Source organism: Streptomyces sp. NPDC101191, assembly GCF_044767915.1.
Lineage (GTDB): Bacteria > Actinomycetota > Actinomycetes > Streptomycetales > Streptomycetaceae > Streptomyces.
This window is the reverse complement of the sequence record NZ_JBIWOU010000006.1, coordinates 243,802-268,618: the sequence shown is the minus strand read 5'-3', so window position 1 is coordinate 268,618 and position 24,817 is coordinate 243,802. Positions and strand designations below refer to the sequence as shown.

22 protein-coding genes are annotated in these 24,817 nt (G+C 70.3%); 7 read left to right on the top strand and 15 right to left on the bottom strand.

Features of this window, described 5'->3' with window-relative positions; all coding sequences use genetic code 11:
* Positions 1 to 66: 66 nt before the first annotated feature.
* From ACIRQF_RS24255 to ACIRQF_RS24240, 4 genes are all read right to left on the bottom strand, one after another.
* Complete coding sequence (locus tag ACIRQF_RS24255) at positions 67 to 1,692, bottom strand: cytochrome bc complex cytochrome b subunit (RefSeq protein WP_382484380.1); 1,626 nt, start codon at positions 1,690 to 1,692, stop codon at positions 67 to 69.
* Positions 1,689 to 2,741, bottom strand: coding sequence for a Rieske 2Fe-2S domain-containing protein (locus tag ACIRQF_RS24250; RefSeq protein WP_404094947.1), 1,053 nt, complete (start codon positions 2,739 to 2,741; stop codon positions 1,689 to 1,691). The genes ACIRQF_RS24255 and ACIRQF_RS24250 overlap by 4 nt, the downstream gene beginning before the upstream one ends.
* Complete coding sequence (locus ACIRQF_RS24245) at positions 2,738 to 3,547, bottom strand: c-type cytochrome (protein WP_389751045.1); 810 nt, start codon at positions 3,545 to 3,547, stop codon at positions 2,738 to 2,740. Before ACIRQF_RS24245 ends, ACIRQF_RS24250 begins: the two co-directional genes overlap by 4 nt.
* Before the next feature lie 72 nt (positions 3,548 to 3,619).
* A complete protein-coding gene (locus tag ACIRQF_RS24240) occupies positions 3,620 to 4,240 on the bottom strand; it encodes a heme-copper oxidase subunit III (RefSeq protein WP_376629258.1) in 621 nt (206 codons plus the stop codon).
* A 187-nt stretch (positions 4,241 to 4,427) separates the two neighbouring features.
* On the opposite strand from ACIRQF_RS24240, the gene ACIRQF_RS24235 reads away from it, so the two are divergent.
* Positions 4,428 to 4,829: a hypothetical protein gene (locus tag ACIRQF_RS24235; protein WP_376629256.1), complete on the top strand. Its 402-nt coding sequence runs from the start codon at positions 4,428 to 4,430 to the stop codon at positions 4,827 to 4,829.
* Positions 4,830 to 4,848: 19 nt separating this feature from the next.
* Here the strand turns inward: ACIRQF_RS24235 and ACIRQF_RS24230 are convergent, their stop codons facing one another.
* The 4 genes from ACIRQF_RS24230 to coxB form a co-directional block, all read right to left on the bottom strand.
* The gene (locus ACIRQF_RS24230; RefSeq protein ID WP_382484385.1) at positions 4,849 to 6,105 is read right to left on the bottom strand and encodes an Ig-like domain-containing protein; all 1,257 of its coding nucleotides are present in this window, start codon (positions 6,103 to 6,105) and stop codon (positions 4,849 to 4,851) included.
* Between the two features lie 113 nt (positions 6,106 to 6,218).
* Entirely contained in the window at positions 6,219 to 6,617 is a 399-nt protein-coding gene (locus ACIRQF_RS24225; RefSeq protein ID WP_376629253.1) for a cytochrome c oxidase subunit 4, read from the bottom strand.
* Positions 6,614 to 8,350, bottom strand: a complete 1,737-nt coding sequence (gene ctaD / locus ACIRQF_RS24220; protein WP_376629251.1) for a cytochrome c oxidase subunit I — start codon at positions 8,348 to 8,350, stop codon at positions 6,614 to 6,616. The genes ACIRQF_RS24225 and ctaD overlap by 4 nt, the downstream gene beginning before the upstream one ends.
* Positions 8,347 to 9,312: a cytochrome c oxidase subunit II gene (gene coxB / locus ACIRQF_RS24215; protein WP_376629250.1), complete on the bottom strand. Its 966-nt coding sequence runs from the start codon at positions 9,310 to 9,312 to the stop codon at positions 8,347 to 8,349. Before coxB ends, ctaD begins: the two co-directional genes overlap by 4 nt.
* A 278-nt stretch (positions 9,313 to 9,590) precedes the next feature.
* On the opposite strand from coxB, the gene ACIRQF_RS24210 reads away from it, so the two are divergent.
* The gene (locus ACIRQF_RS24210) at positions 9,591 to 10,976 is read left to right on the top strand and encodes a cysteine desulfurase/sulfurtransferase TusA family protein (protein WP_376629248.1); all 1,386 of its coding nucleotides are present in this window, start codon (positions 9,591 to 9,593) and stop codon (positions 10,974 to 10,976) included.
* A gap of 62 nt (positions 10,977 to 11,038) precedes the next feature.
* On the opposite strand, the gene ACIRQF_RS24205 is transcribed toward ACIRQF_RS24210, so the two are convergent.
* Entirely contained in the window at positions 11,039 to 12,013 is a 975-nt protein-coding gene (locus tag ACIRQF_RS24205) for a carbohydrate kinase family protein (RefSeq protein ID WP_376629246.1), read from the bottom strand.
* Between the two features lie 178 nt (positions 12,014 to 12,191).
* On the opposite strand from ACIRQF_RS24205, the gene ACIRQF_RS24200 reads away from it, so the two are divergent.
* Positions 12,192 to 12,398: a hypothetical protein gene (locus ACIRQF_RS24200; RefSeq protein ID WP_403523311.1), complete on the top strand. Its 207-nt coding sequence runs from the start codon at positions 12,192 to 12,194 to the stop codon at positions 12,396 to 12,398.
* Between the two features lie 60 nt (positions 12,399 to 12,458).
* Positions 12,459 to 13,955: a hypothetical protein gene (locus tag ACIRQF_RS24195; RefSeq protein WP_404095471.1), complete on the top strand. Its 1,497-nt coding sequence runs from the start codon at positions 12,459 to 12,461 to the stop codon at positions 13,953 to 13,955.
* A 91-nt stretch (positions 13,956 to 14,046) separates the two neighbouring features.
* Here the strand turns inward: ACIRQF_RS24195 and ACIRQF_RS24190 are convergent, their stop codons facing one another.
* Positions 14,047 to 14,403, bottom strand: a complete 357-nt coding sequence (locus ACIRQF_RS24190) for a HesB/IscA family protein (protein ID WP_376629242.1) — start codon at positions 14,401 to 14,403, stop codon at positions 14,047 to 14,049.
* Positions 14,404 to 14,661: 258 nt separating this feature from the next.
* Between ACIRQF_RS24190 and nadA the strand changes: the two genes are divergently transcribed.
* Complete coding sequence (gene nadA, locus ACIRQF_RS24185; RefSeq protein WP_382486483.1) at positions 14,662 to 15,849, top strand: quinolinate synthase NadA; 1,188 nt, start codon at positions 14,662 to 14,664, stop codon at positions 15,847 to 15,849.
* A gap of 74 nt (positions 15,850 to 15,923) precedes the next feature.
* Here nadA and ACIRQF_RS24180 read toward each other — a convergent pair whose 3' ends face one another.
* The 5 genes from ACIRQF_RS24180 to ACIRQF_RS24160 all read right to left on the bottom strand — a co-directional run bounded on the left by ACIRQF_RS24180 (position 15,924) and on the right by ACIRQF_RS24160 (position 22,822).
* Positions 15,924 to 19,070 (bottom strand): efflux RND transporter permease subunit, encoded by a 3,147-nt coding sequence (locus ACIRQF_RS24180; RefSeq protein ID WP_404094938.1) that lies wholly within the window; start codon positions 19,068 to 19,070, stop codon positions 15,924 to 15,926.
* Positions 19,071 to 19,230: 160 nt separating this feature from the next.
* Complete coding sequence (locus tag ACIRQF_RS24175) at positions 19,231 to 19,953, bottom strand: response regulator (protein WP_376629236.1); 723 nt, start codon at positions 19,951 to 19,953, stop codon at positions 19,231 to 19,233.
* The gene (locus ACIRQF_RS24170) at positions 19,950 to 21,182 is read right to left on the bottom strand and encodes a sensor histidine kinase (protein WP_376629235.1); all 1,233 of its coding nucleotides are present in this window, start codon (positions 21,180 to 21,182) and stop codon (positions 19,950 to 19,952) included. The genes ACIRQF_RS24175 and ACIRQF_RS24170 overlap by 4 nt, the downstream gene beginning before the upstream one ends.
* A gap of 542 nt (positions 21,183 to 21,724) precedes the next feature.
* On the bottom strand, positions 21,725 to 22,003 hold the full coding sequence (locus tag ACIRQF_RS24165; protein WP_376629233.1) for a hypothetical protein: 279 nt from the start codon (positions 22,001 to 22,003) through the stop codon (positions 21,725 to 21,727).
* A gap of 21 nt (positions 22,004 to 22,024) precedes the next feature.
* Entirely contained in the window at positions 22,025 to 22,822 is a 798-nt protein-coding gene (locus ACIRQF_RS24160) for a PspA/IM30 family protein (RefSeq protein WP_376629231.1), read from the bottom strand.
* A 305-nt stretch (positions 22,823 to 23,127) separates the two neighbouring features.
* On the opposite strand from ACIRQF_RS24160, the gene ACIRQF_RS24155 reads away from it, so the two are divergent.
* On the top strand, positions 23,128 to 23,730 hold the full coding sequence (locus ACIRQF_RS24155; RefSeq protein WP_376629229.1) for a DUF3043 domain-containing protein: 603 nt from the start codon (positions 23,128 to 23,130) through the stop codon (positions 23,728 to 23,730).
* Positions 23,731 to 23,816: 86 nt separating this feature from the next.
* Entirely contained in the window at positions 23,817 to 24,551 is a 735-nt protein-coding gene (locus tag ACIRQF_RS24150; RefSeq protein ID WP_382486517.1) for a class I SAM-dependent methyltransferase, read from the top strand.
* Positions 24,552 to 24,817 lie beyond the last annotated feature (266 nt).

The window sequence follows — 24,817 nt, the reverse complement described above, 5'->3', positions numbered from 1 at the left end:
AGAGCCCCGTCCATCGAATGGACGGGGCTCTCGCCGTGGCGACCTACTTCAGGAGGTCAGAGGTGATCAGTGGTGGCCGTGGCCGCTCTGGATCTCCTTGTACTCCTCGGAAGTGGGCTTGGCGACCTGGTTGTCGTCGCCGTAGTAGCCCTTGTTGAGCTTGACCCGGAGCTTCTCCATACGGCCGATCTTGCGCTCCACGCCGTTCTCGTCGACGGTCGGCGGCAGCTCGGCCGGCGCGTACTGCTCGTGCGCCGTGAGCTTGTACAGCTCGCCCTGGCTGAGCGGCTGGTGGACCTCGACGAACTCACCGTGCGGCAGGCGCTTGATGATGCCGGACTCGCGCCCGTGCAGCACCTTGTCCTTGTCCCGGCGCTGCAGGCCGAGGCAGATCCGCTTGGTGGCGATGAACGCGATGACCGGTCCGAGGAAGAAGAAGATCCGGACGAACCAGGTGATCGAGTTGAGCGACAGGTGGAAGTGCGTCGCCCAGAGGTCGTTTCCACCACCGACGAGCATGATCATGTACGCGGTGATCCAGGCGACACCGAAGGCGGTGCGCGTCGGAGCGTTGCGCGGGCGCTGCGCGATGTGGTGCTCGCGCTTGTCGCCGGTGATCCAGGACTCGATGAACGGGTAGACCGCGATCGCGGCGAGCACCGCCGGGAAGATCGCCAGCGGGATCATCACGCCGAGGACCAGCGTGTGGCCCCACAGGTTGATCTCCCAGCCCGGCATGACACGGATCAGACCCTCGGCGAAGCCCATGTACCAGTCGGGCTGGGCGCCGGTGGACACCTGGTCCGGGCGGTACGGGCCGATGGCCCAGATCGGGTTGATCGAGGCGATGGCCGCGACGACCGCGATGACACCGAAGACCAGGAAGAAGAAGCCTCCGGCCTTGGCCATGTACACGGGCAGCAGCGGCATGCCGACGACGTTCTTGTTCGTACGGCCGGGGCCCTCGAACTGCGTGTGCTTGTGGACGAACACCAGGATGAGGTGCGCGACCACGAGGCCGAGCATGATGCCCGGGAGCAGCAGCACGTGCGCCGAGTAGAACCGGGCCACGAAGTCGCCGCCGGGGAACTCGCCGCCGAACAGGAACATCGACAGGTAGGTGCCGACGACCGGGACGGACAGGATCGCGCCCTGCATGAAGCGCACACCGGTGCCGGAGAGCAGGTCGTCCGGGAGCGAGTAACCGGTGAAGCCGGTGAACATGCCCAGGAAGAACAGCAGGAAGCCGAACAGCCAGTTGATCTCACGCGGCTTGCGGAACGCGCCGGTGAAGAACACGCGCATCATGTGCACGAACATGCCGGCGAGGAAGATCAGCGCCGCCCAGTGGTGGATCTGCCGGATGAGCAGACCACCGCGCACCTCGAACGAGATGTGCATGGTCGAGTTGAACGCCTCGGACATCAGCTGTCCCTGGAGCGGGACGTACGGTCCGACGTACTCCACCTCGTTCATCGACGGGTGGAAGAACAGCGTCAGGTAGACGCCCGTCAGGATGATGATGAGGAAGCTGTAGAGGCAGACCTCGCCCAGCATGAAGGACCAGTGGTCCGGGAAGATCTTCCGCATGTTGGCCTTGGCCAGCGTGTAGATCCCCAGGCGGCCGTCGGCCCAGTCGGCGACCCGCTCACCGGCGGGCGCCTTCTTCTGCGTATTGGTCACAGTGCTCATCCGCGCTCCCAGAAGGCAGGACCGACGGGCTCTGCGAAGTCGCCGTGCGCCTCGAGGAAGCCCTTGTCGTTCACGCCGATCCGCAGCTGCGGGAGGGCGTGGCCGGCCGGGCCGAAGATGACACGGGCGCCGTCGGACAGGTCGAAGGTGGACTGGTGGCACGGGCAGAGCACGTGGTGCGTCTGCTGCTCGTACAGGGAGATCGGGCAGCCGACGTGGGTGCAGATCTTCGAGAAGGCGACGATGCCGTCGTGCGACCACTCGAGCTCGCGCTTGTCCTTGATGTCCTCCGGCTGGATCCGGACGATCATCAGGGCGGCCTTGGCGATCTCGACCTGGAAGTCGTGGTCGTGCTCCTCGAGGCCCTCGGGCTTCGCGAAGGTCAGCGAACCGACCGCGACGTCCTCGGGACGCAGCGGCTCGTTGGTGTTCATGTTGATGAGCAGCTTGCCCTTGGCCCACATGGTGGAGCGCAGCTTCTTCTCGGGCAGCGGACCCATGTCACGCAGGAGCACCACGCCGGAGAGCGGCACCAGGGCCAGCGCACCGAACATCGTGTTGCGGATCAGCTTGCGACGGCCCATGCCGGACTCGGCGGCACCGGCCGCGAAGTCCGCCATGACCTTCGCCTTGACCTCCGGCGACGCCTCCATCGGGTGACGCTCGTCGGCGACCTCGACATCGGACATCAGGGTGCGGGCCCAGTGGACCGCGCCCGCGCCGATGAAGAACAGGGCCGCGCCGAGGGTCAGACCCAGGGCGAAGTTGAGCGCGGACACCCGGCCGAAGGGCCAGATGTACACGATCTTGTCGACCGGGAAGATCACGTACGAGGCGATGAAGCCGATCGTGGCCAGCATCGACAGCGTGAACATGAACGCGACCGCGCGCTCGGACCGGCGAGCGGCCCGCTCGTCGATGTCCTGGATGCGCGGCTTGTGGGGCGGGAGGCCCGGGTCGGCGAACGGGTCGTCGGCGACCTTCACCGCGCCGTGCGCGGTGGCCTGCTCGGTCGGCAGGTTCTCTTCTGGATTCTCTTGGCTACTCATGACTTCTTGGCCTTAGCGGTGTGGGCCGCGACCCAGATGGCAACTGCGATCAGCGCGCCCAGACCGAAGATCCACGCGAACAGACCCTCGCTGACGGGGCCGAGGCCACCGAGCTTGAGACCACCCGGGCTGTCGGCCTTGTCGCTGTTCACGGCCTGGACGTAGGCGATGATGTCCTTCTTCTGCTTCTCCGGCATGGTGGTGTCGGGGAAGGACGGCATGTTCTGCGGGCCCGTCTGCATGGCCTCGTAGAGGTGCTTCGGGTCCACGCCCTCGAGGGACGGGGCGTACTTGCCGTAGGTCAGAGCGCCGCCCTCACCGGTGAAGTTGTGGCACTGGGCGCAGTTGGAGCGGAACAGCTCACCACCCTTGGCGATGTCGGCGCCCTCAGGGCTGTACTGGCCTGCCTTCGGCGTGATGGGGCCGGCACCGAGAGAAGCCACGTACGCCGCGAGCTGATCGATCTCAGCCTGCGAGTAGATGACCTTCTTCTTCGGGACCTGGGCGCCGGGCTGCTGGGCCGGCATGCGGCCGGTGCCGACCTGGAAGTCCACGGCCGCCGAACCCACGCCTACCAGGGACGGGCCGTCAGAGGTGCCCTGACCGCCGGTTCCGTGGCAGCTGGCACAGCCGACGGCGTAGAGCTTCTGGCCCTCCTCGATGGCGAGGGACTGGGCGGTTTCATCGGCCTTCGCCGTGCCCGCGGGCGCGAACGCGGCGTACAGCCCCCCAGTTGCCGCCAGCGCGAGGAGTAGGACGACGACCGCCGCCAGCGGATGGCGTCGTCGTGCGGAGAGCTTTTTCACGGATTACCCCGGTGTCAGGATCTTCTGCGTCGATGCTTGCTGGATGTGTCTCCGCCCGGAGGCGGAGCCCGATTACTTGATCAAGTAGATCGTGGCGAAGAGGCCGATCCAGACGACATCGACGAAGTGCCAGTAGTAGGACACGACGATGGCGGCGGTTGCCTGCTCGTGGGTGAACCTCTTGGCGGCGTACGTCCGGCCGAGGACCAGCAGGAAGGCGATGAGACCGCCCGTCACGTGCAGGCCGTGGAAGCCGGTGGTCAGGTAGAACACCGTGCCGTACGGGTCCGAGGACAGCGAGAGGCCGTCCACCTTGACCAGCTCGGTGTACTCGAAGACCTGGCCGCCGATGAAGATCGCGCCCATCACGAAGGTGATGATGAACCACGTCCGGAGCTTCTTCACGTCGCCCCGCTCGGCGGCGAAGACGCCGAGCTGGCAGGTGAGGGAGGAGAGCACCAGGATCGTGGTGTTCGTCGCGGAGAACGGAAGGTTCAAGGCCTCGGCCTTTTCCGTCCAGAACTCCGCGCCCATCACGGATCGCAGGGTGAAGTACATCGCGAAGAGGGCCGCGAAGAACATCAGCTCGGAACTCAACCAGATGATGGTTCCGACGCTGGTGAGGTTCGGTCGATTGACCGACGGGTGCGCGTGCCCGGTATCTACTGTCGTTACTGTCGCCACGACCGACATTATGTCGGTCGCTTATCCCGCCCTCACTCCGGGGGGTGCCGTTCGGAGTGTCCGGGGCGCGTGTCCAGCCCGAACGGCCCATCCGGAAGGCGTTCCGGCACCCTTCGAACAGGTGTTGAACGGGTGTTGACGGGGTGTGGACCGGAGTAGCATCCGCGCAACGACCGACCACCTTCACGGAGGAACGATGCAGTCGAGCGCCACGGTCCTGGTCTACAGCGACGACGCGAACACCCGCGCGCAGGTCCGCCTCGCGGCCGGGCGCAGGCCCGCCGCCGATGTTCCCCCGGTCGAGTTCGTCGAGTGCGCGACGCTGCCCGCGGTCCTGGAGGCGCTGGACGAGGGCGGCATCGACGTGTGCGTGCTCGACGGCGAGGCGGTGCCGGCCGGCGGCATGGGCGTGGGCCGGCAGATCAAGGACGAGGTCTTCCGGTGCCCGCCGGTCCTGCTGCTGATCGGGCGCCCGCAGGACGCCTGGCTGGCCACCTGGAGCCGCGCGGACGCCGCGATCACCCTTCCGGTGGAACCGGTGGAGTTCGCGGCGTCCCTGGCGTCCCTGCTGCGTTCGCGCCTCTCGATCGCCTCCTAGCGGCCCGGGCACCCTCGGGCTAGATGGAGGGCCGCAGACGGGCCTTGGCGTCCTCGGTGACGGTCGGGTTCCCGCCGTCCGTCACCAGGGCGCTGCCCTTGCGCCACTTGTCCCAGTCCAGGTTCCAGTCGCCGAAGCCGTTGCCGAAGGTGTCCATCGTGTCGCCCAGGCTGTTGACGACGCGGACGATGTCACCGGGGCGGACGGCCCCGAAGAACCAGGCCGCGTTCTCGGTCGACATGCCGACACAGCCGTGGCTGACGTTGGCGGCACCCTGGGAGCCGACGGACCAGGGGGCGGCGTGCACGTATTCACCGCTCCAGGTGACCCGTGTGGCGTAGTAGACGGGCAGGTCGTACGACTCCGAGCTGCCCTCGGCTATGCCGACGGTGGTGCTTCGCATCCGGACGAAGTACTCCTTGCCCAGTACCACTTTGATCCCGTTACGGGTGGAGAAGCCCGGTTTTCCGGTGGTCACCGGAATGGTGTTGATCACTTCTCCGTTCTTGCTCACCGTCATGTAGTGCGAGCCGGCGTCCGCGACCGCTTCCACGCGGTCGCCGATGGTGAGCTTGAGCGGCTTGGAGGCGCCGCCGTAGAGCTTGTCGCCGACCTTGAGGCCGTCCAGGTTGCCGGTGACGGTGACGGAGGCGCCCGCGGGCCAGTACTCCTTCGGACGGAAGTGCAGTTTCTTGTCGTCCACCCAGTACCAGGAGCCCTCGACGGCGGGCGAGGAGCGGACCTTGAGGGCCCGTTCGACGACCGCCCGGGCCGCCCGGTCCTTCACCGGGAGGCTGAGTTCGGCGGTGATCGGCTGCCCGACGCCGTACGTGCCCGCCTCCGGGCCGAAGGTGGCGGTGAGGGCCCGGTCGGCCGGGGCCGTCTCGAACGTGAACGTACGGGCTCCTGGGGCGCCGTCGGCGTCCTCGGTGGTCACCCGGACGGTGTAGCGGACGCCGGCCGCCAGGGCGGCGGTGGAGCGCCACTTGTGCCCGTCCGCGGTCAGTTCGCCGGCCAGGTGGTGGCCCGACTCGTCGGTGGCGGTGACATCGGTGATGCGCCCGTCGTCGCCCTTGGCGCTGATCTCCAGCGGCTTCTCGGGATCCGCCTTCTTCCCCTCGGCGGGGGCGTTGAAGGAGACCTCGTCCGCCGCGTCGTAGGGCCTCGCCGTCAGCGGGTGGTCCCCGGCGCCCGCGCACGCCGTGGCGCCCGCGGTGACGGTGAGGACCAGAAGAGTGCAGATCGGAACTATCCGAATGCGCGGCGTGTCGTTCATGACTTCACGCTAAGAACATTCCTCGCGCCCGGCGCGCCGAGCGCATGCAAACGAGGGGCCCGGTCACTTCGCTGTCGAAGTGACCGGGCCCCTCGGGCTGTTACGGGGTCCTGCTACTGGTTCTGGTTCTCACCGCGGTAGAACTCGAACACCCAGCCGAAGATGCCGACCAGGATCAGCGGGGCCGAGAAGTACAGCAGCCACCAGCCCATCGCGATGGCGAGGAAGGCGAGCGCACCGCCGATGGCCAGCGAGAGCGGCTGCCAGCTGTGGGGGGCGAAGAAGCCCACCTCGCCGGCCTCGTCCGCGACGTCGGCCTCCTTGTCGTCCTGCGCCATCGCGTCGACCCGCTTGGCCGTGAAGGCCAGGTAGTAGCCGATCATGATGCACAGGCCGAACGCCAGGAACAGCGCCGTCGTACCGACCGGCTCCTTCGACCACACGCCATAGAGCACTGCCATGGCGAGGACGAAGACGCTCAGCCAGATGAACATCTTGCCCTGGATCTTCACTTGCCGGCCTCCTTGCCGCCGGTGAGGGCCTCGACCTCGTGGCCCTTGTTCTCGAGCTGGTCGAGAGCGGCGATCTCCGGGTGGTGCAGGTCGAACGCCGGGGATTCGGAACGGATCCGCGGCAGGGTGAGGAAGTTGTGCCGCGGCGGCGGGCAGGACGTCGCCCACTCGAGCGAACGGCCGTAACCCCACGGGTCGTCGACCTCGACCTTCTTGCCGTACTTGGCCGTCTTCCAGATGTTGTAGAAGAACGGCAGGATCGACAGGCCGAGGAGGAACGACGAGATCGTCGAGATCGTGTTCAGCGTGGTGAAGCCGTCGGCCTCGAGGTAGTCCGCGTAACGACGCGGCATGCCCTCGGCACCCAGCCAGTGCTGCACCAGGAACGTGCCGTGGAAGCCGATGAACAGCGTCCAGAAGGTCATCTTGCCGAGGCGCTCGTCCAGCATCTTGCCCGTGAACTTCGGCCACCAGAAGTGGAAGCCGGAGAACATCGCGAACACGACGGTGCCGAAGACCACGTAGTGGAAGTGCGCCACCACGAAGTACGAGTCCGAGATGTGGAAGTCCATCGGGGGCGAGGCCAGGATGACGCCGGTCAGACCACCGAAGGTGAAGGTGATCAGGAAGCCGACGGCCCAGAGCATCGGGGTCTCGAAGGACAGCGAGCCCTTCCACATCGTTCCGATCCAGTTGAAGAACTTCACACCGGTCGGGACGGCGATGAGGAACGTCATGAAGGAGAAGAACGGGAGGAGCACGCCGCCGGTGACGTACATGTGGTGCGCCCACACGGTCACGGACAGACCGGCGATCGCGATGGTCGCGGCCACCAGACCGATGTAGCCGAACATCGGCTTGCGGCTGAAGACCGGGATGACCTCGGAGATGATGCCGAAGAACGGCAGGGCGATGATGTACACCTCTGGGTGTCCGAAGAACCAGAAGAGGTGTTGCCACAGCAGTGCGCCGCCGTTGGCCGCGTCGAAGACGTGGGCACCGAACTTGCGGTCCGCCTCCAGGGCGAACAGCGCGGCCGCCAGGACCGGGAAGGCCAGCAGGACCAGGACACCGGTCAGCAGCACGTTCCAGGTGAAGATCGGCATGCGGAACATCGTCATGCCCGGAGCGCGCATGCAGATGATCGTGGTGATGAAGTTGACCGAACCGAGGATCGTGCCGAAGCCGGAGAAGGCCAGACCCATGATCCACATGTCGGCGCCGACGCCCGGCGAGCGGACCGCGTCCGACAGCGGGGAGTAGGCGAACCAGCCGAAGTCGGCGGCACCCTGCGGGGTGAGGAAGCCGGCCACGGCGATGATCGAGCCGAACAGGTAGAGCCAGTAGGCGAACATGTTCAGCCGCGGGAACGCCACGTCGGGCGCGCCGATCTGCAGCGGCATGATCCAGTTCGCGAAACCGGCGAACAGCGGCGTCGCGAACATCAGCAGCATGATCGTGCCGTGCATCGTGAACGCCTGGTTGAACTGCTCGTTCGACATGATCTGCGTACCCGGACGGGCCAGCTCGGCGCGCATGAAGAGCGCCATGAGGCCACCGATGCAGAAGAAGGCGAACGACGTGACCAGGTACATCGTGCCGATGGTCTTGTGGTCGGTGGTCGTCAGCCACTTCACCACGACGTTGCCGGGCTGCTTGCGGCGTACCGGGAGCTCGTTCTCGTACGAGTCCTCAGCCGCGGCCGCCCCGTGGGGTTCGTTGAGAATGCTCACAGCTTGTTCGTCTCCGCATTCCTGGCCGGGTCCGACTGCTCAATGCCCGACGGGATGTAGCCGGTCTGACCCTTCTCCGCCAGCTCCTTCAGGTGCGCCTGGTAGCGCTCCGGGGAGACCACCTTGACGTTGAAGAGCATCCGGGAGTGGTCGACACCGCACAGCTCGGCGCACTTGCCGAGGAAGGTGCCTTCCTGCGTCGGAGTGACCTCGAAGGAGTTGGTGTGACCCGGGATGACGTCCTGCTTCATCAGGAAGGGGACCACCCAGAAGGAGTGGATGACGTCACGCGAGGTCAGGACGAACCGGACCTTCTCGCCCTTGGGCAGCCACAGGGTCGGGCCCGGGTTGCCGGTCTGCGGGTTCCGGGTGCCGGGGATGCCGGCGTCGTAGACGCCACCGGCGTTCGCCGGGAAGTCGTCCTTGAACCTCTCCGGGATCGCCCGGAGGTTCTTGTCCGCCTTGGCGTCGCCGGTCACACCGGGCACGTTCTCGATGTAGTTGAAGCCCCAGCTCCACTGGTAGCCGACCACGTTGACCGTGTGAGCCGGCTTCGGGGTGAGCTCGAGGAGCTTGGACTCATCGCGCGCGGTGAAGTAGAAGAGCACCGAGACGATGATGAGCGGGGTGACCGTGTACAGCGCCTCGATGGGCATGTTGTAACGGGTCTGCGGAGGTACCTCGACCTTGGTGCGGCTGCGCCGGTGGAAGATGGTGGCCCAGAGGATCAGGCCCCACACCAGGACGCCGGTGGCGAGCGCAGCCGCCCACGAGCCCTGCCAGAGGGAGAGGATCCGCGGAGCCTGTTCCGTCACCGGGGTAGGCATTCCAAGGCGGGGGAAGTCTTCCCAGTTGTACGAGCAGCCGGTGGCTGTCGCCAGGATCAGGCCCGCAGTCAGCACCTGCGGCAGCTTCCGCCGCATCGGGCGCCGCGACGAGCGGTCGGAGCCGTTGGGACTCACGTAGCGCCTTCCCGAGAGTCTCGGCCCGCGTTGGTCGGCCACGGCCGTCCGTCTCGCTGGTCGGTCGCCGCCCCGGCCGCGGGCAGGGGTTTGGATGTTTATGCGGACCAAACCCTACTGGACGCTATTTGGGGTCGCGCGGGGAGGGTGCCCAACGCGCCGTCCGAGTCCCCGAAGGGGTGGACTCCTTCCTTCCACAGGCGGGTTCCGGGGGGCCGATCGGCGGTGCGGGCGGGCCTTCTGACGGGCCCTTATCCGGTCGGGGATAGCGTGGCCGGATGCCGTACTTCGACGCCGCCAGCGCGGCTCCGCTGCACCCCGTCGCCCGTCAGGCGCTGCTCGCCTCCCTGGACGAGGGCTGGGCCGACCCCGCCCGGCTGTACCGCGAGGGGCGCCGGGCCCGGCTGCTGCTGGACGCGGCGCGCGAGGCCGCGGCGGAGGCCGTCGGGTGCCGCCCGGACGAGCTCGTGTTCACTCCTTCGGGAACGCGCGCGGTTCACGCCGGGGTCGCGGGCGCGCTCGCGGGACGTCGGCGTGTCGGGGACCGGCTCGTGGTGTCGGCGGTCGAGCACTCCTCCGTGCTGCACGCCGGCGAGGCGTTCACGGCGGCGGGCGGGACCGTGACCGAGGTGCCGGTGGGGCGGACCGGGGCGGTCGACCCGGCGGTCTTCGCGGCGGCCCTCGACGCCCGGACCGCGCTCGCGTGCCTGCAGTCCGCCAATCACGAGGTGGGCACCGAGCAGCCGGTGGCCGAGGTCGCGGCGGCGTGCCGGGCGGCCGGGGTGCCGCTCCTGGTGGACGCGGCGCAGTCGCTCGGCTGGGGGCCGGTGCCGGAGGGGTGGTCGCTGCTCGCCGCGAGCGCGCACAAGTGGGGCGGCCCGGCGGGGGTGGGGCTGCTCGCCGTGCGCAAGGGCGTCCGGTTCGCCCCGCAGGGTCCGTCGGACGAGCGGGAGTCGGGGCGGGCGCCCGGTTTCGAGAACCTGCCGGCGATCGTGGCGGCGGCCGCGTCGCTGCGCGCCGTACGGGCGGAGGCGGCGGCCGAGGCGGCGCGCCTGCGGGGGCTGGTGGAGCGGATCCGGGCGCGGGTGCCGGAGCTGGTGCCGGACGTGGAGGTGGTGGGCGACCCGGTGCGCCGGCTTCCCCATCTCGTCACCTTCTCCTGTCTCTATGTCGACGGGGAGACGCTGCTGGCCGAGCTGGACCGGGAGGGTTTCTCCGTTTCGTCCGGTTCGTCGTGCACGAGTTCGACACTGACGCCCAGCCATGTGCTGCGCGCGATGGGGGTGCTGAGCGAGGGCAACGTCCGTGTGTCGCTCCCGCCGGGCAGCTCGGAGGAGGACGTGGACCGGTTCCTCGCGGTCCTGCCGGGCGTCGTCGGCTCCGTGCGCGACCGGCTGGGCGCCCCGCGGCCGGCCACCGTGTCCGCCGGCACTCCGGACACCCTCGTGATCGACGCCCTCGGCAAGCGCTGCCCGATCCCGGTGATCGAGCTCGCCAAGGTGATCGGCGACGTGCCGGTGGGCGGCACGGTCACCGTCCTCTCGGACGACGAGGCCGCTCGCCTGGACATCCCGGCCTGGTGCGAGATGCGCGGCCAGGAGTACGTGGGCGAGGAGGTGTCCCCGAAGGGCGGGACGGCGTACGTGGTGCGCCGGGTGGCGTAGCCCGTACGCCCCCGGGACGCGCCGGAGCCCCGGGCACACGGCCCGGGGCTCCGGCGGACGCGTCAGGCGAGGTGCGCCCGGACCTCGGCCGCGGCCTCGTCGCCGTACGCCTTGGTGAAGCGGTCCATGAAGTTGGCGCGGCGCAGGGTGTACTCCTGGGTGCCCAGGGTCTCGATCACGAGGGTGGCGAGCATGCAGCCGACCTGGGCGGCGCGCTCGTGGCCCACGCCCCAGGCGAGGCCGGTCAGGAAGCCCGCGCGGAAGGCGTCGCCGACACCGGTCGGGTCGACCTTGGCCTCCTCCTCCGGGCAGCCGACCTCGATCGGGTCCTCGCCGACCCGCTCGATGCGCACGCCGCGCGAGCCGAGGGTGGTGACCCGGTGGCCGACGCGGCCGAGGATCTCCTCCTCGGTCCAGCCGGTCTTCGACTCGATCAGGCCCTTCTCGTACTCGTTCGAGAAGAGGTAGGTGGCGCCGTCGAGCAGGGTGCGGATCTCCTCACCGCCCATGCGCGCGATCTGCTGCGAGAAGTCGGCCGCGAAGGGGATCTCGCGGGTCCGGCACTCCTCGGTGTGGCGCAGCATGGCCTCCGGGTCGTCGGCGCCGATGAGGACCAGGTCGAGGCCGCCCACGCGGTCGGCGACGGCCTTCAGCTCGATCAGCCGGGCCTCGCTCATGGCGCCGGTGTAGAAGGAGCCGATCTGGTTGTGGTCCTTGTCCGTGGTGCACACGAAGCGGGCGGTGTGCAGGACCTCGGAGATGCGCACGGAACCGGTGTCCACGCCGTGCCGGTCGAGCCAGGCGCGGTACTCGTCGAAGTCGAAGCCGGCCGCGCCCACCAGGACCGGACGGCCGCCGAGCTGTCCCATGCCGAAGGAGATGTTCGCCGCGACGCCACCCCGGCGGACGTCGAGGTTGTCGACCAGGAACGACAGGGAGACCGTGTGGAGCTGGTCCGCCACGAGCTGGTCGGCGAACCGGCCCGGGAAGGTCATGAGGTGGTCGGTGGCGATGGAGCCGGTGACTGCGATACGCACGGCTGGGTGCTCCTGCGGAAGTCGTAGAGGCGCGCGAGGCGCTCGAAGGAAGGGTGGTGGTACACGACGGGCGGGAATGACAGTTCACGCTACCGGCTGGGAGCGCGGAAGCCGAACAGGGGAAACTACCCCAGAGTAGGTCTTTTCTCCGAAGGCGGAGCGTGCGTACGGTGCCGCCATGACCCAGTACCCCGCTCCTCGTGAGCCCCAGGAGTCCGAGTTCAGCCTCGCCGAGCTGTGCGGAGACAGCGCGCGGATGGTCCCGCACTGGGTGATCCCGTCCGAGCCCGCGGCCGCCCCCGTATCGCCCGCGCTGATCCACGGCGTGGACGTGCCGGCCGATTCGGCCCGGCTGATCGCCGCCACCTCCGAGTACGGAGCCTGAGGGCACCGCCCACGGAACCGTTCGCGCGCCGCTCCCGTCCCAGAGGTGTCTTCCGCAGGGATGCACGGTCTGGAGGAGCGCGCGGTGAGCAGCAGTACGGAGAACCGGCCCAGGAAGCACGGTCCGCTCCTGGTCGCCTCGGTGGCGGCGGGAGTGCTCCTCGTGGGCGGTGGCGGCGTGTACTACGCCGCCACGGCCTCGGGTGACGGCGGTGGAGGCGGCAGCGCGGCGAAGGACGCGCCCGCCGCTCCCCCGCCCCTGCACCTGGGCGAGCAGAGCGGTGGCGCGGGGATCGCGCCCGGCGAACCCGACCCCGGCGGCGACCCCGCGGGAACCGTCTACAGGGCCAGGGGTCCGCTTCCCTCCGGGCCCTCCTCGGCCGCGGTCCACCGGCCCGGGGGACGGGTCACCTCGGCGGAGGTGACCCGGCTGGCGACGGCGCTGGGCCTGGCGGGCACCCCGCGGCTGGTGGGCGAGGTGTGGCAGCTGGCCCCGGAGAAGGACGGCTCGGGACTGCGCCTGGACGTCTCGGTGAAGGCGCCGGGAAGCTGGACCTTCAGCCGGTACGAGGGCGGCCCGGTGGGCGACACCTGTCTGAAGGGCAAGGCCTGCCCGCCGCCCGGTGAGGCGAAGCCCTCGCGCGGCGGCTCCCCGGTGAGCGAGGCCGCGGCGAAGGCGGCGGTGGCGCCGGTCCTCAAGGCGATCGGCCAGGACGACGCGAAGCTGGACGCGCACCAGGTCATGAACGGCTCGGAGCGGGTCGTCAACGCCGATCCGGTGGTGGACGGCCTGCCCACGTACGGCTGGTCGACCGGGATCCACGTGGGACCGGACGGCTCGCTGGTGGCCGGCAGCGGGCGGCTGAAGGAGCCCGCCAAGGGCGACACGTATCCGGTCGTCAGCGCGAAGAAGGCGCTGGCCGACCTCAACGAGGACGCCAAGGGGACCGGGCCGGTCGGGATCGGCGGCTGCGCCACGGACCCGCCGGCCGGCCTTGCGGAGGGGCGGGGCGGAAAGCCGGGCGACAAGCCGGACGCGCCCTGTCAGGTAGCGGTGGACAAGGCGCCGCCGCACGAGGTGGCGGTGACGGGCGCGGTCTTCGGCCTGGCCGCGCAGTACGTGGACGGCGAGCAGGTGCTCGTACCGGCGTGGCTCTTCACGGCGCGGGACGACGCGGCCGGCAGCAGGCCCTACACGGTGGTACGGACGGCCGTGGACGCCCGGTACCTGGCGCCGCCGGCCAGGCCCACGCCCACACCCACTCCCCCGCCGGACCAGGGGACGGCGCCCGAGCGGCAGCTCTCCTCGTTCACGACGGACCCGGGCGGCCGGAAGCTGTCGGTGACCTTCTGGGGTGGCGTGTGCAGCACCTACACGGTGACGGCCGAGGAGAGCCCGCAGAAGGTCGTGGTGCGGATCACGGAGAAGCCGACCGATCCGGACCGGGTGTGCGTCGCGATGGCCGTGGAGATCACCAGGACGGTGACGCTGCAGGCACCGCTGGGCGACCGGCCGGTCGTGGACGGGGCGAGCGGGCAGGCCGTGCCGCGTCCCTGAGCCCGCCGGGGCACTGAGACACGCGTGAGGGCGGCACCCGGATCCCCGGGTGCCGCCCTCACGCGTGTCTCAGGCCCTGGGGGCCCGAGGACTAGCTGAAGCTGTCGCCGCAGGCGCAGGAGCCCGTGGCGTTCGGGTTGTCGATCGTGAAGCCCTGCTTCTCGATCGTGTCGACGAAGTCGATCGACGCGCCGCCCAGGTACGGGGCGCTCATGCGGTCGGTGACGACCTTGACGCCGCCGAAGTCCTTGACGACGTCGCCGTCGAGCGAGCGCTCGTCGAAGAACAGCTGGTACCGCAGGCCGGAGCAGCCACCGGGCTGAACGGCGACGCGCAGCGCCAGGTCCTCGCGACCCTCCTGGTCGAGCAGGGCCCTGACCTTGGCCGCGGCGGCGTCGGACAGGAGGATGCCGTCGCTGACAGTGGTCTTCTCGTCCGATACGGACATCTGCTTCTCTCCCGGGTTGGTACGGAGACTGCTTGCCGACGGTTGCAACCGGCGGGGCCGCGGATTCATTCCGGGCCGAGGCGTGTCTTTCCCTTTCATGCTCGCACACCGCGTCCAGAGACGTGGAAGGCGAAGTCCGAAGAGGCGGAAGGCGAATTCGTCACATCGACACTATGGACATCGTCAAAGTGACGTGAACCGGTTATGATAGATAGCGTCATTTAGACGAAAAGGCTTGTCGAGCTCACTGTAGAAAGGGTGCGTGACGTGACCACCGCCCAGCCCCTGGACGTCCAGCCGACGCCGCTCGCCCTTCTCCTGCTCGGCCGGGAGGCCGACCCCAAGAGCGAGCGCGGCGTGGAGTGCCCCGGCGACCTCCCGTCGCCCTCCGACCCCGACCTGGTGGAGCGCGCCCGCGCCGCCAAGGAGAAGCTCGGGGACAAGGTCTTCGTCCTCGGGCACCACTACCAGCGTGACGAGGTCATCCAGTTCGCCGACGTCACGGGCGACTCCTTCAAGCTCGCACGTGACGCGGCCGCCAAGCCGGAGGCCGAGTACATCGTCTTCTGCGGCGTGCACTTCATGGCCGAGTCGGCGGACATCCTGACCACCGACGACCAGAAGGTGGTCCTGCCGGACCTCGCCGCGGGCTGCTCGATGGCCGACATGGCCACCGCCGAGCAGGTCGCCGAGTGCTGGGACGTGCTGACCGAGGCCGGCATCGCCGAGCAGGTCGTCCCCGTCTCGTACATGAACTCCTCCGCCGACATCAAGGCCTTCACCGGCAAGCACGGCGGCACGATCTGTACCTCGTCGAACGCGAAGAAGGCCCTGGACTGGGCCTTCGAGCAGGGCGAGAAGGTGCTCTTCCTCCCGGACCAGCACCTCGGCCGCAACACCGCCGTCCGCGACATGGGCATGTCCCTGGACGACTGCGTGGTCTACAACCCGCACAAGCCGAACGGCGGCCTGACCGCCGAGGAGCTGCGCGGCGCGAAGATGATCCTGTGGCGCGGCCACTGCTCCGTGCACGGACGTTTCTCGCTCGACTCGGTCAACGACGTGCGCGAGCGCATCCCGGGCGTGAACGTGCTCGTCCACCCCGAGTGCAAGCACGAGGTCGTCGCCGCCGCGGACTACGTGGGCTCGACCGAGTACATCATCAAGGCCCTGGAGGCGGCCCCGGCCGGCTCGAAGTGGGCCATCGGCACCGAGCTGAACCTCGTGCGCCGCCTCGCGAACCGGTTCGCCGCCGAGGACAAGGAGATCGTCTTCCTCGACAAGACGGTCTGCTTCTGCTCGACCATGAACCGCATCGACCTGCCGCACCTGGTGTGGACCCTGGAGTCGCTGGCCGAGGGCAACCTGGTCAACCAGATCCGGGTCGACAGGGAGACCGAGTCCTTCGCCAAGCTGGCGCTGGAGCGGATGCTGGCACTGCCGTAACGATTCCCCCCAGCCACGCCAAGGGGCGCCCCGCTGATGAGCGGGGCGCCCCTTGGCGTGCGTGCCGGGCCGGATCAGAGATCCAGGGCGTCCAGCAGCGTCGCGTCCGCGGGGGTGACGTCCGGCTGCTCCGGGTTGATCGTCCCGTCGCCCTTCCTGCTCTTCCTGGCCGCCTTCTTCTTCGCGCGGCGCTCCTTGCGGAGCTCCACCATCGCGTAGAGCGTCGGCACGAGGAGGAGGGTCAGCAGCGTCGAGGTGATCAGACCGCCGATCACCACCACGGCCAGCGGCTTGGCGATGAAACCGCCCTCGCCGGTGACGCCGAGCGCCATCGGCAGCAGCGCGAAGATCGTCGCCAGGGCGGTCATGAGGATCGGGCGCAGTCGGTGCCGGCCGCCCTCGATCACGGCTTCGACCACGCCCAGGCCCTGGGCCCGGTACTGGTTGATCAGGTCGATCAGGACGATCGCGTTGGTGACCACGATGCCGATCAGCATCAGCATGCCGATCATGGCCGGGACGCCCATCGGCGTGCCCGTCGCGACCAGCAGACCGATCGCGCCGGTCGCCGCGAACGGGATGGAGACCAGCAGGATCAGCGGCTGGACCAGCGACCGGAAGGTCGCGACCAGGAGCATGAAGACGATCGCCACGGCCGCGAGCATCGCCAGGGCCATGCTGCTCGCCGCCTCGGCCTGGTCCTCGGAGACACCGCCGACGGTGGCGGTGGCGCCGTCCGGGAGGTCGAGGCCGTTGAGCTTCGTCTGGAGTGCCGCGCTGACCTCACCGGTGTTGTCCGTGGTCGGCTTGGCCGTGATCGTCGCCGCGCGGGCGCCGTCGATCCGGGTCATGGAGACCGGGCCGGGCACCAGCTCGACGGTGGCGATGTCGCCCAGCCGGACCGGGCCGAGGGGCAGCGCCTTCAGCTGGGCCAGGGTGGTGGCCGGCTTCGCCGAGGTGATCAGGACGTCCCGCTCGGTGTCGTCCAGGGTCGCCTTGGCGGCGGGGGTGCCCCGGACGGCCTGGGAGACGACCATGCCCAGGGTGGTGTCGTCGAAGCCCGCGTCGGCCGCCTTGGCGTTGGCCTTCACCGAGATCCGGGGCACCGACTGCGACAGGTCGCTCTGGACGTCCGTGACGTCCTTCAGCTCCGCGACCGCGTTCCTGACCTGCTCCGAGGCCTTCTTCAGGACCGCCGGGTCGCCGGCCTTCACGACGACGCTCAGGTCCTGGTTGCCGAAGCCGGCGCCGGCCGCGATCGAGGTGTCGCCGATGCCGTCGAGCCTGCCGAGCGCCGCGTCGATCGCGTCGCGGGTCTTCTCGTACGAGGCGGAGTCCTCCAGCGTCACCTGGAAGGAGGCCTGGTTCGAGCCGGTGCCGCCGCCGAAGGCCGCCATCCAGCCCGAAGAGCCGACGGTGACCTGGTAGTCCTTGACGCCCTCGGTGTCGGCGAGGACCTTCTCGACCTTCTTCGCGGCCTCGTCGGAGGCGGCGAGGCTGGTGCCGGGCGCCAGCTTCTGCTTGACCGTCAGGACCGGCTGATCGCCCTGGTCGAAGAAGTTGGTCTTCAGCAGCGGGCCCATGCCGAAGGTGACGACCAGGACCACGAGGGCGATGGCCAGGCTGGTGAGACGGCGGCGGGTCGCGAAGCGCAACACCGGCACGTACGCGCGCTGCAGCCGGCTCTTGTTCTCCTTCTCCTCGGCCGCCCTGCGGGCCTCGTCCGGGTCCTCCGAGGTGCCCTTGGGCGCGCGCAGGAACCAGTACGAGAGGACCGGGACGACGGTCAGCGAGACCAGCAGCGAGGCGAGGAGCGCCGCCGTGACGGTCAGGCTGAAGGAGCCGAACAGCTCGCCGATCATGCCGCCGACCAGACCGATCGGCAGGAAGACGGCGACGGTCGTGAGCGTCGAGGAGGTGACCGCGCCCGCGACCTCCCTGACCGCCGTGATGATCGCGGCCTCGCGCTCCTCGCCGTAGCCGAGGTGCCGCTTGATGTTCTCCAGGACCACGATCGAGTCGTCGACGACCCGGCCGATGGCGATGGTGAGCGCGCCGAGGGTCAGCACGTTCAGCGACAGGTCACGGGTCCACAGCACGATCAGGGCGAGGACCACCGAGAGCGGGATGGAGACCGCGGTGACCAGGGTGGAGCGCAGCGAGGCCAGGAAGACCAGGATGACGAGGACGGCCATGACGAGGCCGAGCGCGCCCTCCGTGGTGAGGCCGGAGATCGACTTGGCGACGGCCGGGCCCTGGTCGGAGACCACGGTGAGCTCGGCGCCCGCGCCGAGGTCCTTGCGCAGCTGCGGCAGCTTGTCCGCGACCGCGTCGGAGATGGCGACGGCGCTGCCGTCCTTGTCCATGGTGGCCATGACCGCGAGGCTGGGCCTGCCGTCGGTGCGGGTGATGGAGACGCGGCGCGACTCCTCCTGCCGGACCGTGGCGACGTCACCGAGGCGGACCGCCTTGCCCTGCTCGGGCTTGATCCGCAGGTCCTCGATCTGCCGCAGCGAGGTGTAGCCGCCGCCGACCTGGACGGTGCGGCTCTTGCCGGCCTCGGAGAAGGCGCCGGCGGGCATCGTGCCGCCGCCGTTCCTGAGCGCCTCGGCCAGCTTCATCGAGGTGAGGCCGGCCGCCGCGAGCTTGCGCTCGTCGGGCGTGACGGAGACCTGAAGGTCCTGCACGCCGTCCACGGTGACCTGGGCGACGCCGTCGATGTCCTCCAGGACCGGGACGACGGTGCGCTCCAGCTGGTCGGCGAGGGCCTGCGGGTCCTTGTCCGAGGAGACGGCGAGGACGACGGTCGGGATGTCGTCGGTGGAGCCGGCCACCACCTGCGGGTCGACCGAGTCGGGCAGCGTGGCCCGGGCCCGGTTGACGGCCTGCTGGACGTCGGCGACGAGCTGCTTGGTCCCCTCGTCCCCGTAGTCGAAGCTGGCCATGATGACGGCGCTGCCCTCGGAGGCGGTGGACGTGATGCCCTTGATGCCGTCGACGGCCTTGAGGTTGTTCTCCAGCGGCTGCACGACCTGCTTCTCGACCACGTCGGGCGAGGCGCCCTGGTACGGGGCGATGATCGAGACCATCGGGAGCTCGATCGAGGGGAACAGCTGCTGCTTCAACTGCGGGATCGCGATCACTCCGAAGAGGAGCGCGACAAGGGACATCAGCCCGATCAGGGCCCGTTGCGCGAGGCTGAATCTGGACAGCCAGGACATGGGGACTCTCTTCTGTGGCGTACGCGGCGACCGGACGCCCTCCGGGGTCCCCAGGGGCGTCCGCTTATACGATCAGCCACGAGAAGGGCCGGATCCTCGGCCCCCGGGTCCAAATCCTTATCCCGCGCATACCGCGTCTGGAGTACGCCCGGCCCCCCGGTCACTCCACCCTTGGACGTACCAGCCCGGACTCGTAGGCGGTCACCACCAGTTGGGCCCGGTCCCGGGCACCCAGCTTGGCCATCGCCCGGTTCACATGGGTCTTGACCGTCAGCGGGCTGACGTCGAGCCGCTCGGCGATCTCGTCGTTGGAGAGTCCGCCCGCCACCAGCACCAGGACCTCGCGCTCGCGGGCGGTCAGCGCGGCGAGCCGCTCCGAGTAGGCCGGTCCCGCCCCTTCGTCCGGGTCGGCGCCGCCGCCCTGGGCCAGGAAGCTGGCGATCAGGCCCTTGGTCGCGGCCGGGGACAGCAGGGCCTCGCCGGCGTGCGCGACCCGGATGGCGCCCAGCAGCTCCTCCGGCTCGGCGCCCTTGCCGAGGAAGCCGGAGGCCCCGGCGCGCAGCGACTGCACCACGTACTCGTCGACCTCGAAGGTCGTCAGCATCACGATCCGCACGTCGGCCAGCTCGGGGTCCGCGGTGATCATGCGGGTCGCGGCGAGCCCGTCCGTGCCGGGCATTCGGATGTCCATCAGGACCACGTCGGCCCGGGTGGCGCGGGCCTGCGCCACCGCCTCGGCCCCGTCGGCGGCCTCGGCGACGACCTCCATGTCGGGCTCGGAGTTCACCAGGACCTTGAAGGCGCTGCGCAGCAGGGCCTGGTCGTCGGCGAGCAGCACCCTGATGGGCCGCCGCTCCTCCGGTGTGCCATAGGTGTCCGTCACGCCTCGTCCTCCCCCGTGCAGCCGGTCACGGGCAGTATCGCCTGCACGCGGAACCCGCCCCCGTAGCGGGGTGCGGCGGTGAGCGTGCCGCCGAGGGCCGTCACCCGTTCACGCATCCCGACCAGCCCGTGGCCGCCGCCGTCGGCCTCCGCGGGGGCGGGCGCGGGCGGGCCGTCGTCCAGCACGGTGATCTCCACGGTGCGGCCCACCCGCACCACGCTGACCTCGGCCCGGGCCTCGGGGCCCGCGTGCTTGCGCACGTTGGTCAGCGCCTCCTGGATGATCCGGTACGCGGCGAGGTCGACGGCCGCGGGCAGCGGGGTGCGGCCGTCGGTACGGGCCAGCTCGACGGGGAGCCCCGCGTTGCGGAAGGTGCCCAGCAGGTCGTCCAGCACGGCGAGCCCCGACACCGGCTCGGTCGGCGCCTCCGGGTCGCCGGACTGGCGCAGCAGCCCCACCGTGGCGCGCAGCTCGTCCAGCGCCGAACGGGAGGCGGTGCGAACGTGCGCGAGGGCCTCCTTGGCCTGGTCGGGCCGCTTGTCCATGACGTGCGCCGCGACGCCGGCCTGCACGTTGACCAGGGCGATGTGATGCGCCACGACGTCGTGCAGGTCCCGCGCGATCCGCAGCCGTTCCTCCGCCACCCGGCGCCGGGCCTCCTCCTCGCGGGTCCGCTCGGCCCGCTCGGCCCGCTCCCGGATGGCGTCCACGAACGCCCGGCGGCTGCGCACCGCGTCCCCGGCGGCCGCGGCCATCCCGGTCCAGGCGAAGACACCGAGGTTCTCCTGCGCGTACCAGGGCGTGGGCCCGTAGAGCATGGCCGCGCCGGTCAGCACGCCCATCGTCGCCAGGCCGAGCCGCCAGGTGGTGGGCCGGTCGGTGCGCGAGGCGACGGTGTACAGCGCCACCACGGCGGCCATGGCCACGGGCGCGGGCCGCTCGGCGCCGACGAGCGCGACCAGGGACACGGTCGCCGTGAACACGAGCACGGGAATCGGCTGCCGCCGCCGGAACACCAGCGCGGCGGCCCCGACCAGCATCACCACCACGGCGGTGGCACTGGGCGACCGGTCCCCGAAGGTCGGCCCGTCGGGGCTTCCGTGCGGGTCGGTGAAGGACGCGATCACCATCGCCACGAGCACGAGGAACGCGAGCCCCGTGTCGAAGGCGAGCGGATGGTCCCGCAGCCGGTCCCGGCTCCGGGAAAGGAGGGTGCCGTCGGTCGTCACGCGGAGAACGGTACGGGGTCGCCGGGGCGGGGCGTATCCGGTCAGCGGGCGGGGGCGGAAGCGGGGTGCGGGCGCGGACCCGGAATCAGCCGTACGGGGTGGGGCCCTGTTCGACCCGGCGGGGTGGAGTGCCTCGGGCCCTGTTCGACCCGGCGGGGTGGAGTGCCTCGGGCCCTGTTCGACCCGGCGGGGTGGAGTGCCAGGAGCGGCGGGCCGCCGTCCGAGGTAGGCGCCCGGTCGGGGAGAGGGGCGTGGGCCGGGAGAGGGGCCCGGTCTGGGAGAGGGGCGGGGGCCGGGGGGCGTGGGCCGGGGGCGGGGGCCGCGAGAGGGGTGGGGGCCGCGAGAGGGGCGTGGGCCGGGGGCGTGGGCCGGGAGGGGCTCGTCCGCCACTGGGGACGGCCCCGACGGCCGTGACGCGCCACCCCGCGGGCCGCCCCGCCGCCGGACCGTCCGCCGCCGGACCGACCGCTTCCGGTCCGTCCCCTGCGGGCCCGTCCCCGGCCCGGACCGGCTCGGCAGGCCGGAAGCGGGCTCGGGAGGGGTCAGCCCGGGATCAGGCCGTCGTCGGAGAGCATCTGGCGGACCTCGTCGAGGGTCGCCTCGAACGCCGGGAGGATCAGTTCGGACGGTTCGAGGGCGTCGTCGGGGAGCGGCTCACCGAGCCGCCGTACGGCGTCCAGCAGCGCGCCCAGCGTGCGCCGGAAACCGGACTCGTCCCCCGACTCCATCTCCGCGAGCAGCTCGTCGTCGAGCTTGTTCAGCTCGGCGAAGTGGCTGTCGGCCAGCTTCCACTGGCCCTCCCCCATGATCCGTACGATCATGACGCGTCCTCTTCCGGTCGCCTACTGCTTGTCGAAGCGGGGCTGGGACTGCTGCTGGTTCTGGTTCTGGGCGCTGCCGTTGCCGCCCTCGATCGCCTGCTGCTGCGCCGACGGACCGCCGGCCAGCTCGGCCTTCATCCGCTGGAGCTCCAGCTCCACGTCCGTACCACCGGAGAGGCGGTCGAGCTCGGCCTGGATGTCGTCCTTGGCGAGGCCCGACTGGTCGTCGAGCGCGCCCGAGGCGAGCAGCTCGTCGATCGCACCGGCCCGCGCCTGCAGCTGGGCGGTCTTGTCCTCGGCCCGCTGGATCGCCAGACCGACGTCGCTCATCTCCTCCGAGATACCGGAGAACGACTCGGCGATCCGGGTCTGCGCCTGGGCGGCCGTGTACGTCGCCTTGATCGTCTCCTTCTTCGTACGGAAGGCGTCGACCTTGGCCTGCAGCCGCTGCGCCGCGAGGGTGAGCTTCTCCTCCTCGCCCTGCAGGGTCTGGTGCTGCACCTCCAGGTCGCTGACCTGCTGCTGCAGCGCGGCCCGGCGGGACAGCGCCTCGCGCGCCAGGTCCTCGCGGCCGAGTGCCAGTGCCTTGCGGCCCTGGTCCTCCAGCTTCGCGGACTGGCCCTGGAGCTGGTTCAGCTGCAGCTCGAGGCGCTTGCGGGAGGTCGCGACGTCGGCGACACCCCTGCGCACCTTCTGCAGCAGCTCCAACTGCTTCTGGTAGGAGTAATCGAGGGTCTCGCGCGGATCCTCGGCCCGGTCCAGGGCCTTGTTTGCCTTCGCGCGGAAGATCATCCCCATACGCTTCATCACACCGCTCATGGGCTTCGCGCGCCCCCTTCTGACGGACTCGGCTCCTGCACTCCAACATGAACCACAGTACGGTTCCTGACTCCATTACCGCACTGTTCGGGGCCCGATGTGCTCCTCCCCAAGGACGAGTGGAGATCACGGTCCCTCCAGCCCAAGGAGTAGGGAACCCCCCGGCCCGTACCGGCGTAGACGCAGGCCGCGCCGCCGCCGCTCCGCCGATTCCGGAGATTTTTCAAGATCTTTTGAAAGGATCGCTATCGGATCGTTCCCGGCGACGCTGGGGTCCATGCCTGGTACCCCGTACCCTTGGCCTTGTGTTCCGTAGCCGTTCGAACGATGAGAAGGCCCCCACCGACAAGGTGACGGCGGACCTCTCCAAGCAGCCCCGCGACCCCGAGGCCCCCAAGGGCCGACCGACCCCGAAGCGGAGTGACGCACAGTCCCAGCGCCGCCGCGCGCAGTCCGCGCCAACGGACCGCAAGGAGGCGATGAAGCGCCAGCGCGAGGCGCGCCGCACGGACCTTGCCCGTCAGCGCGAGGCCCTGGCCAGCGGTGACGAGCGCTATCTGCCGGCCCGTGACAAGGGCCCGGTGCGGCGCTTCGTCCGCGACTTCGTCGACTCGCGCTTCGCGGTCGCCGAGTTCTTCCTGCCGATGGCCGTGGTGATCCTCGTGCTGTCGCTGTTCGGCAACACCAACCGCGGTCTGCAGAACATCTCCCTGCTGCTGTGGGCCGGTGTCATCGTGATGATCGTCATCGACTCGATCGGCATCACGATCCGCCTGCGCAAGCAGCTGAACCAGCGCTTCCCGAACGAGTCCAAGCGCGGCGCGGTCGCGTACGGCCTGATGCGCACGCTCCAGATGCGCCGGCTGCGGCTGCCGAAGCCGCAGGTCAAGCGCGGAGAGCGGCCCTGAGCGCGGAGGTTCCGGCTTCGGGTGGGGTGCTGGCGGATTCGGGCGGGCTGCCGGTCGTCGGTCACTGGCCGATCGTGCCGGGCGGGCTGCGCCACACCGTGCGCCAGGAGCTGATCGCCCGGCAGCTCGACGAGCAGATAGCCGGGCGCTACCCCGTGGGGCAGCGGCTGCGGATCCTCGACGCGGGCATGGGGCAGGGCACTCAGGCCCTGCGCCTCGCCCGGGCCGGTCACACCGTGACCGGCCTGGAGGCCGACCCCGAGCTCCTGAAGGCCGCCCGCGATTCGCTGGCGACCGAACCGGCCGGCATCCGTGAGCGGGTCCGGCTGCTGCAGGGTGACGGTCGCGAGACCGGCGTGCACTTCCTGCCCGGCTCCTTCGACGTCGTCCTGTGCCACGGCGTGCTCATGTACGCCGACGAGCCCGACGCACTCCTCGCCGGCCTGGCCCGGATGCTGGCGCCCGGCGGCCTGCTGTCCCTGGTCGTACGGAACGCGGAGGCCCTCGCCATGCGGCCGGGCCTCGCCGGGGACTGGGCGGGCGCGCTGGCCGGCTTCGAGTCGGACGTGTACGCCGACCGCAACGGCACCAAGGTGCGGGCGGACCGGCTCGACGCGCTGACCACGACCCTCGCCGGGATCGCGGCGCCGCTGCACGCCTGGTACGGGGTGCGGGTCTTCACCGACGGCATCCCGGGCGACCTGGGTCTGCCGGCCGCGGACGAACTCGACCGCCTGCTGACCGCGGAGGACCGGGCGGGGCGCACGGATCCGTACCGGCGGATCGCGGGGCTGCTGCATCTCTGCGGGGTGCGGGGCTGACCTCCCGGGGGCGGGACCGGCCTTCGGGGCCCTCCGCGCCCTTCCGCACCCTGCCCGGGCCGCCCGGCCCCTCCCTCCCCGGGCCTCCCGGCCCCTCCGCGTCCTTCCGCCCCCCTCTCTCCCCGGCCTTCGGGCCCTCCCCCCGGCCGTGGGGCCCTCCCCCCGGCCTTCGGGCCCTCCCCCCGGCCTTCGGGCCCTCCCCCCGGCCTTCGGGCCCTCCCCCCGGCCTTCGGGCCCTCCCCCCGGCCTTCGGGCCCTCCCCCCGG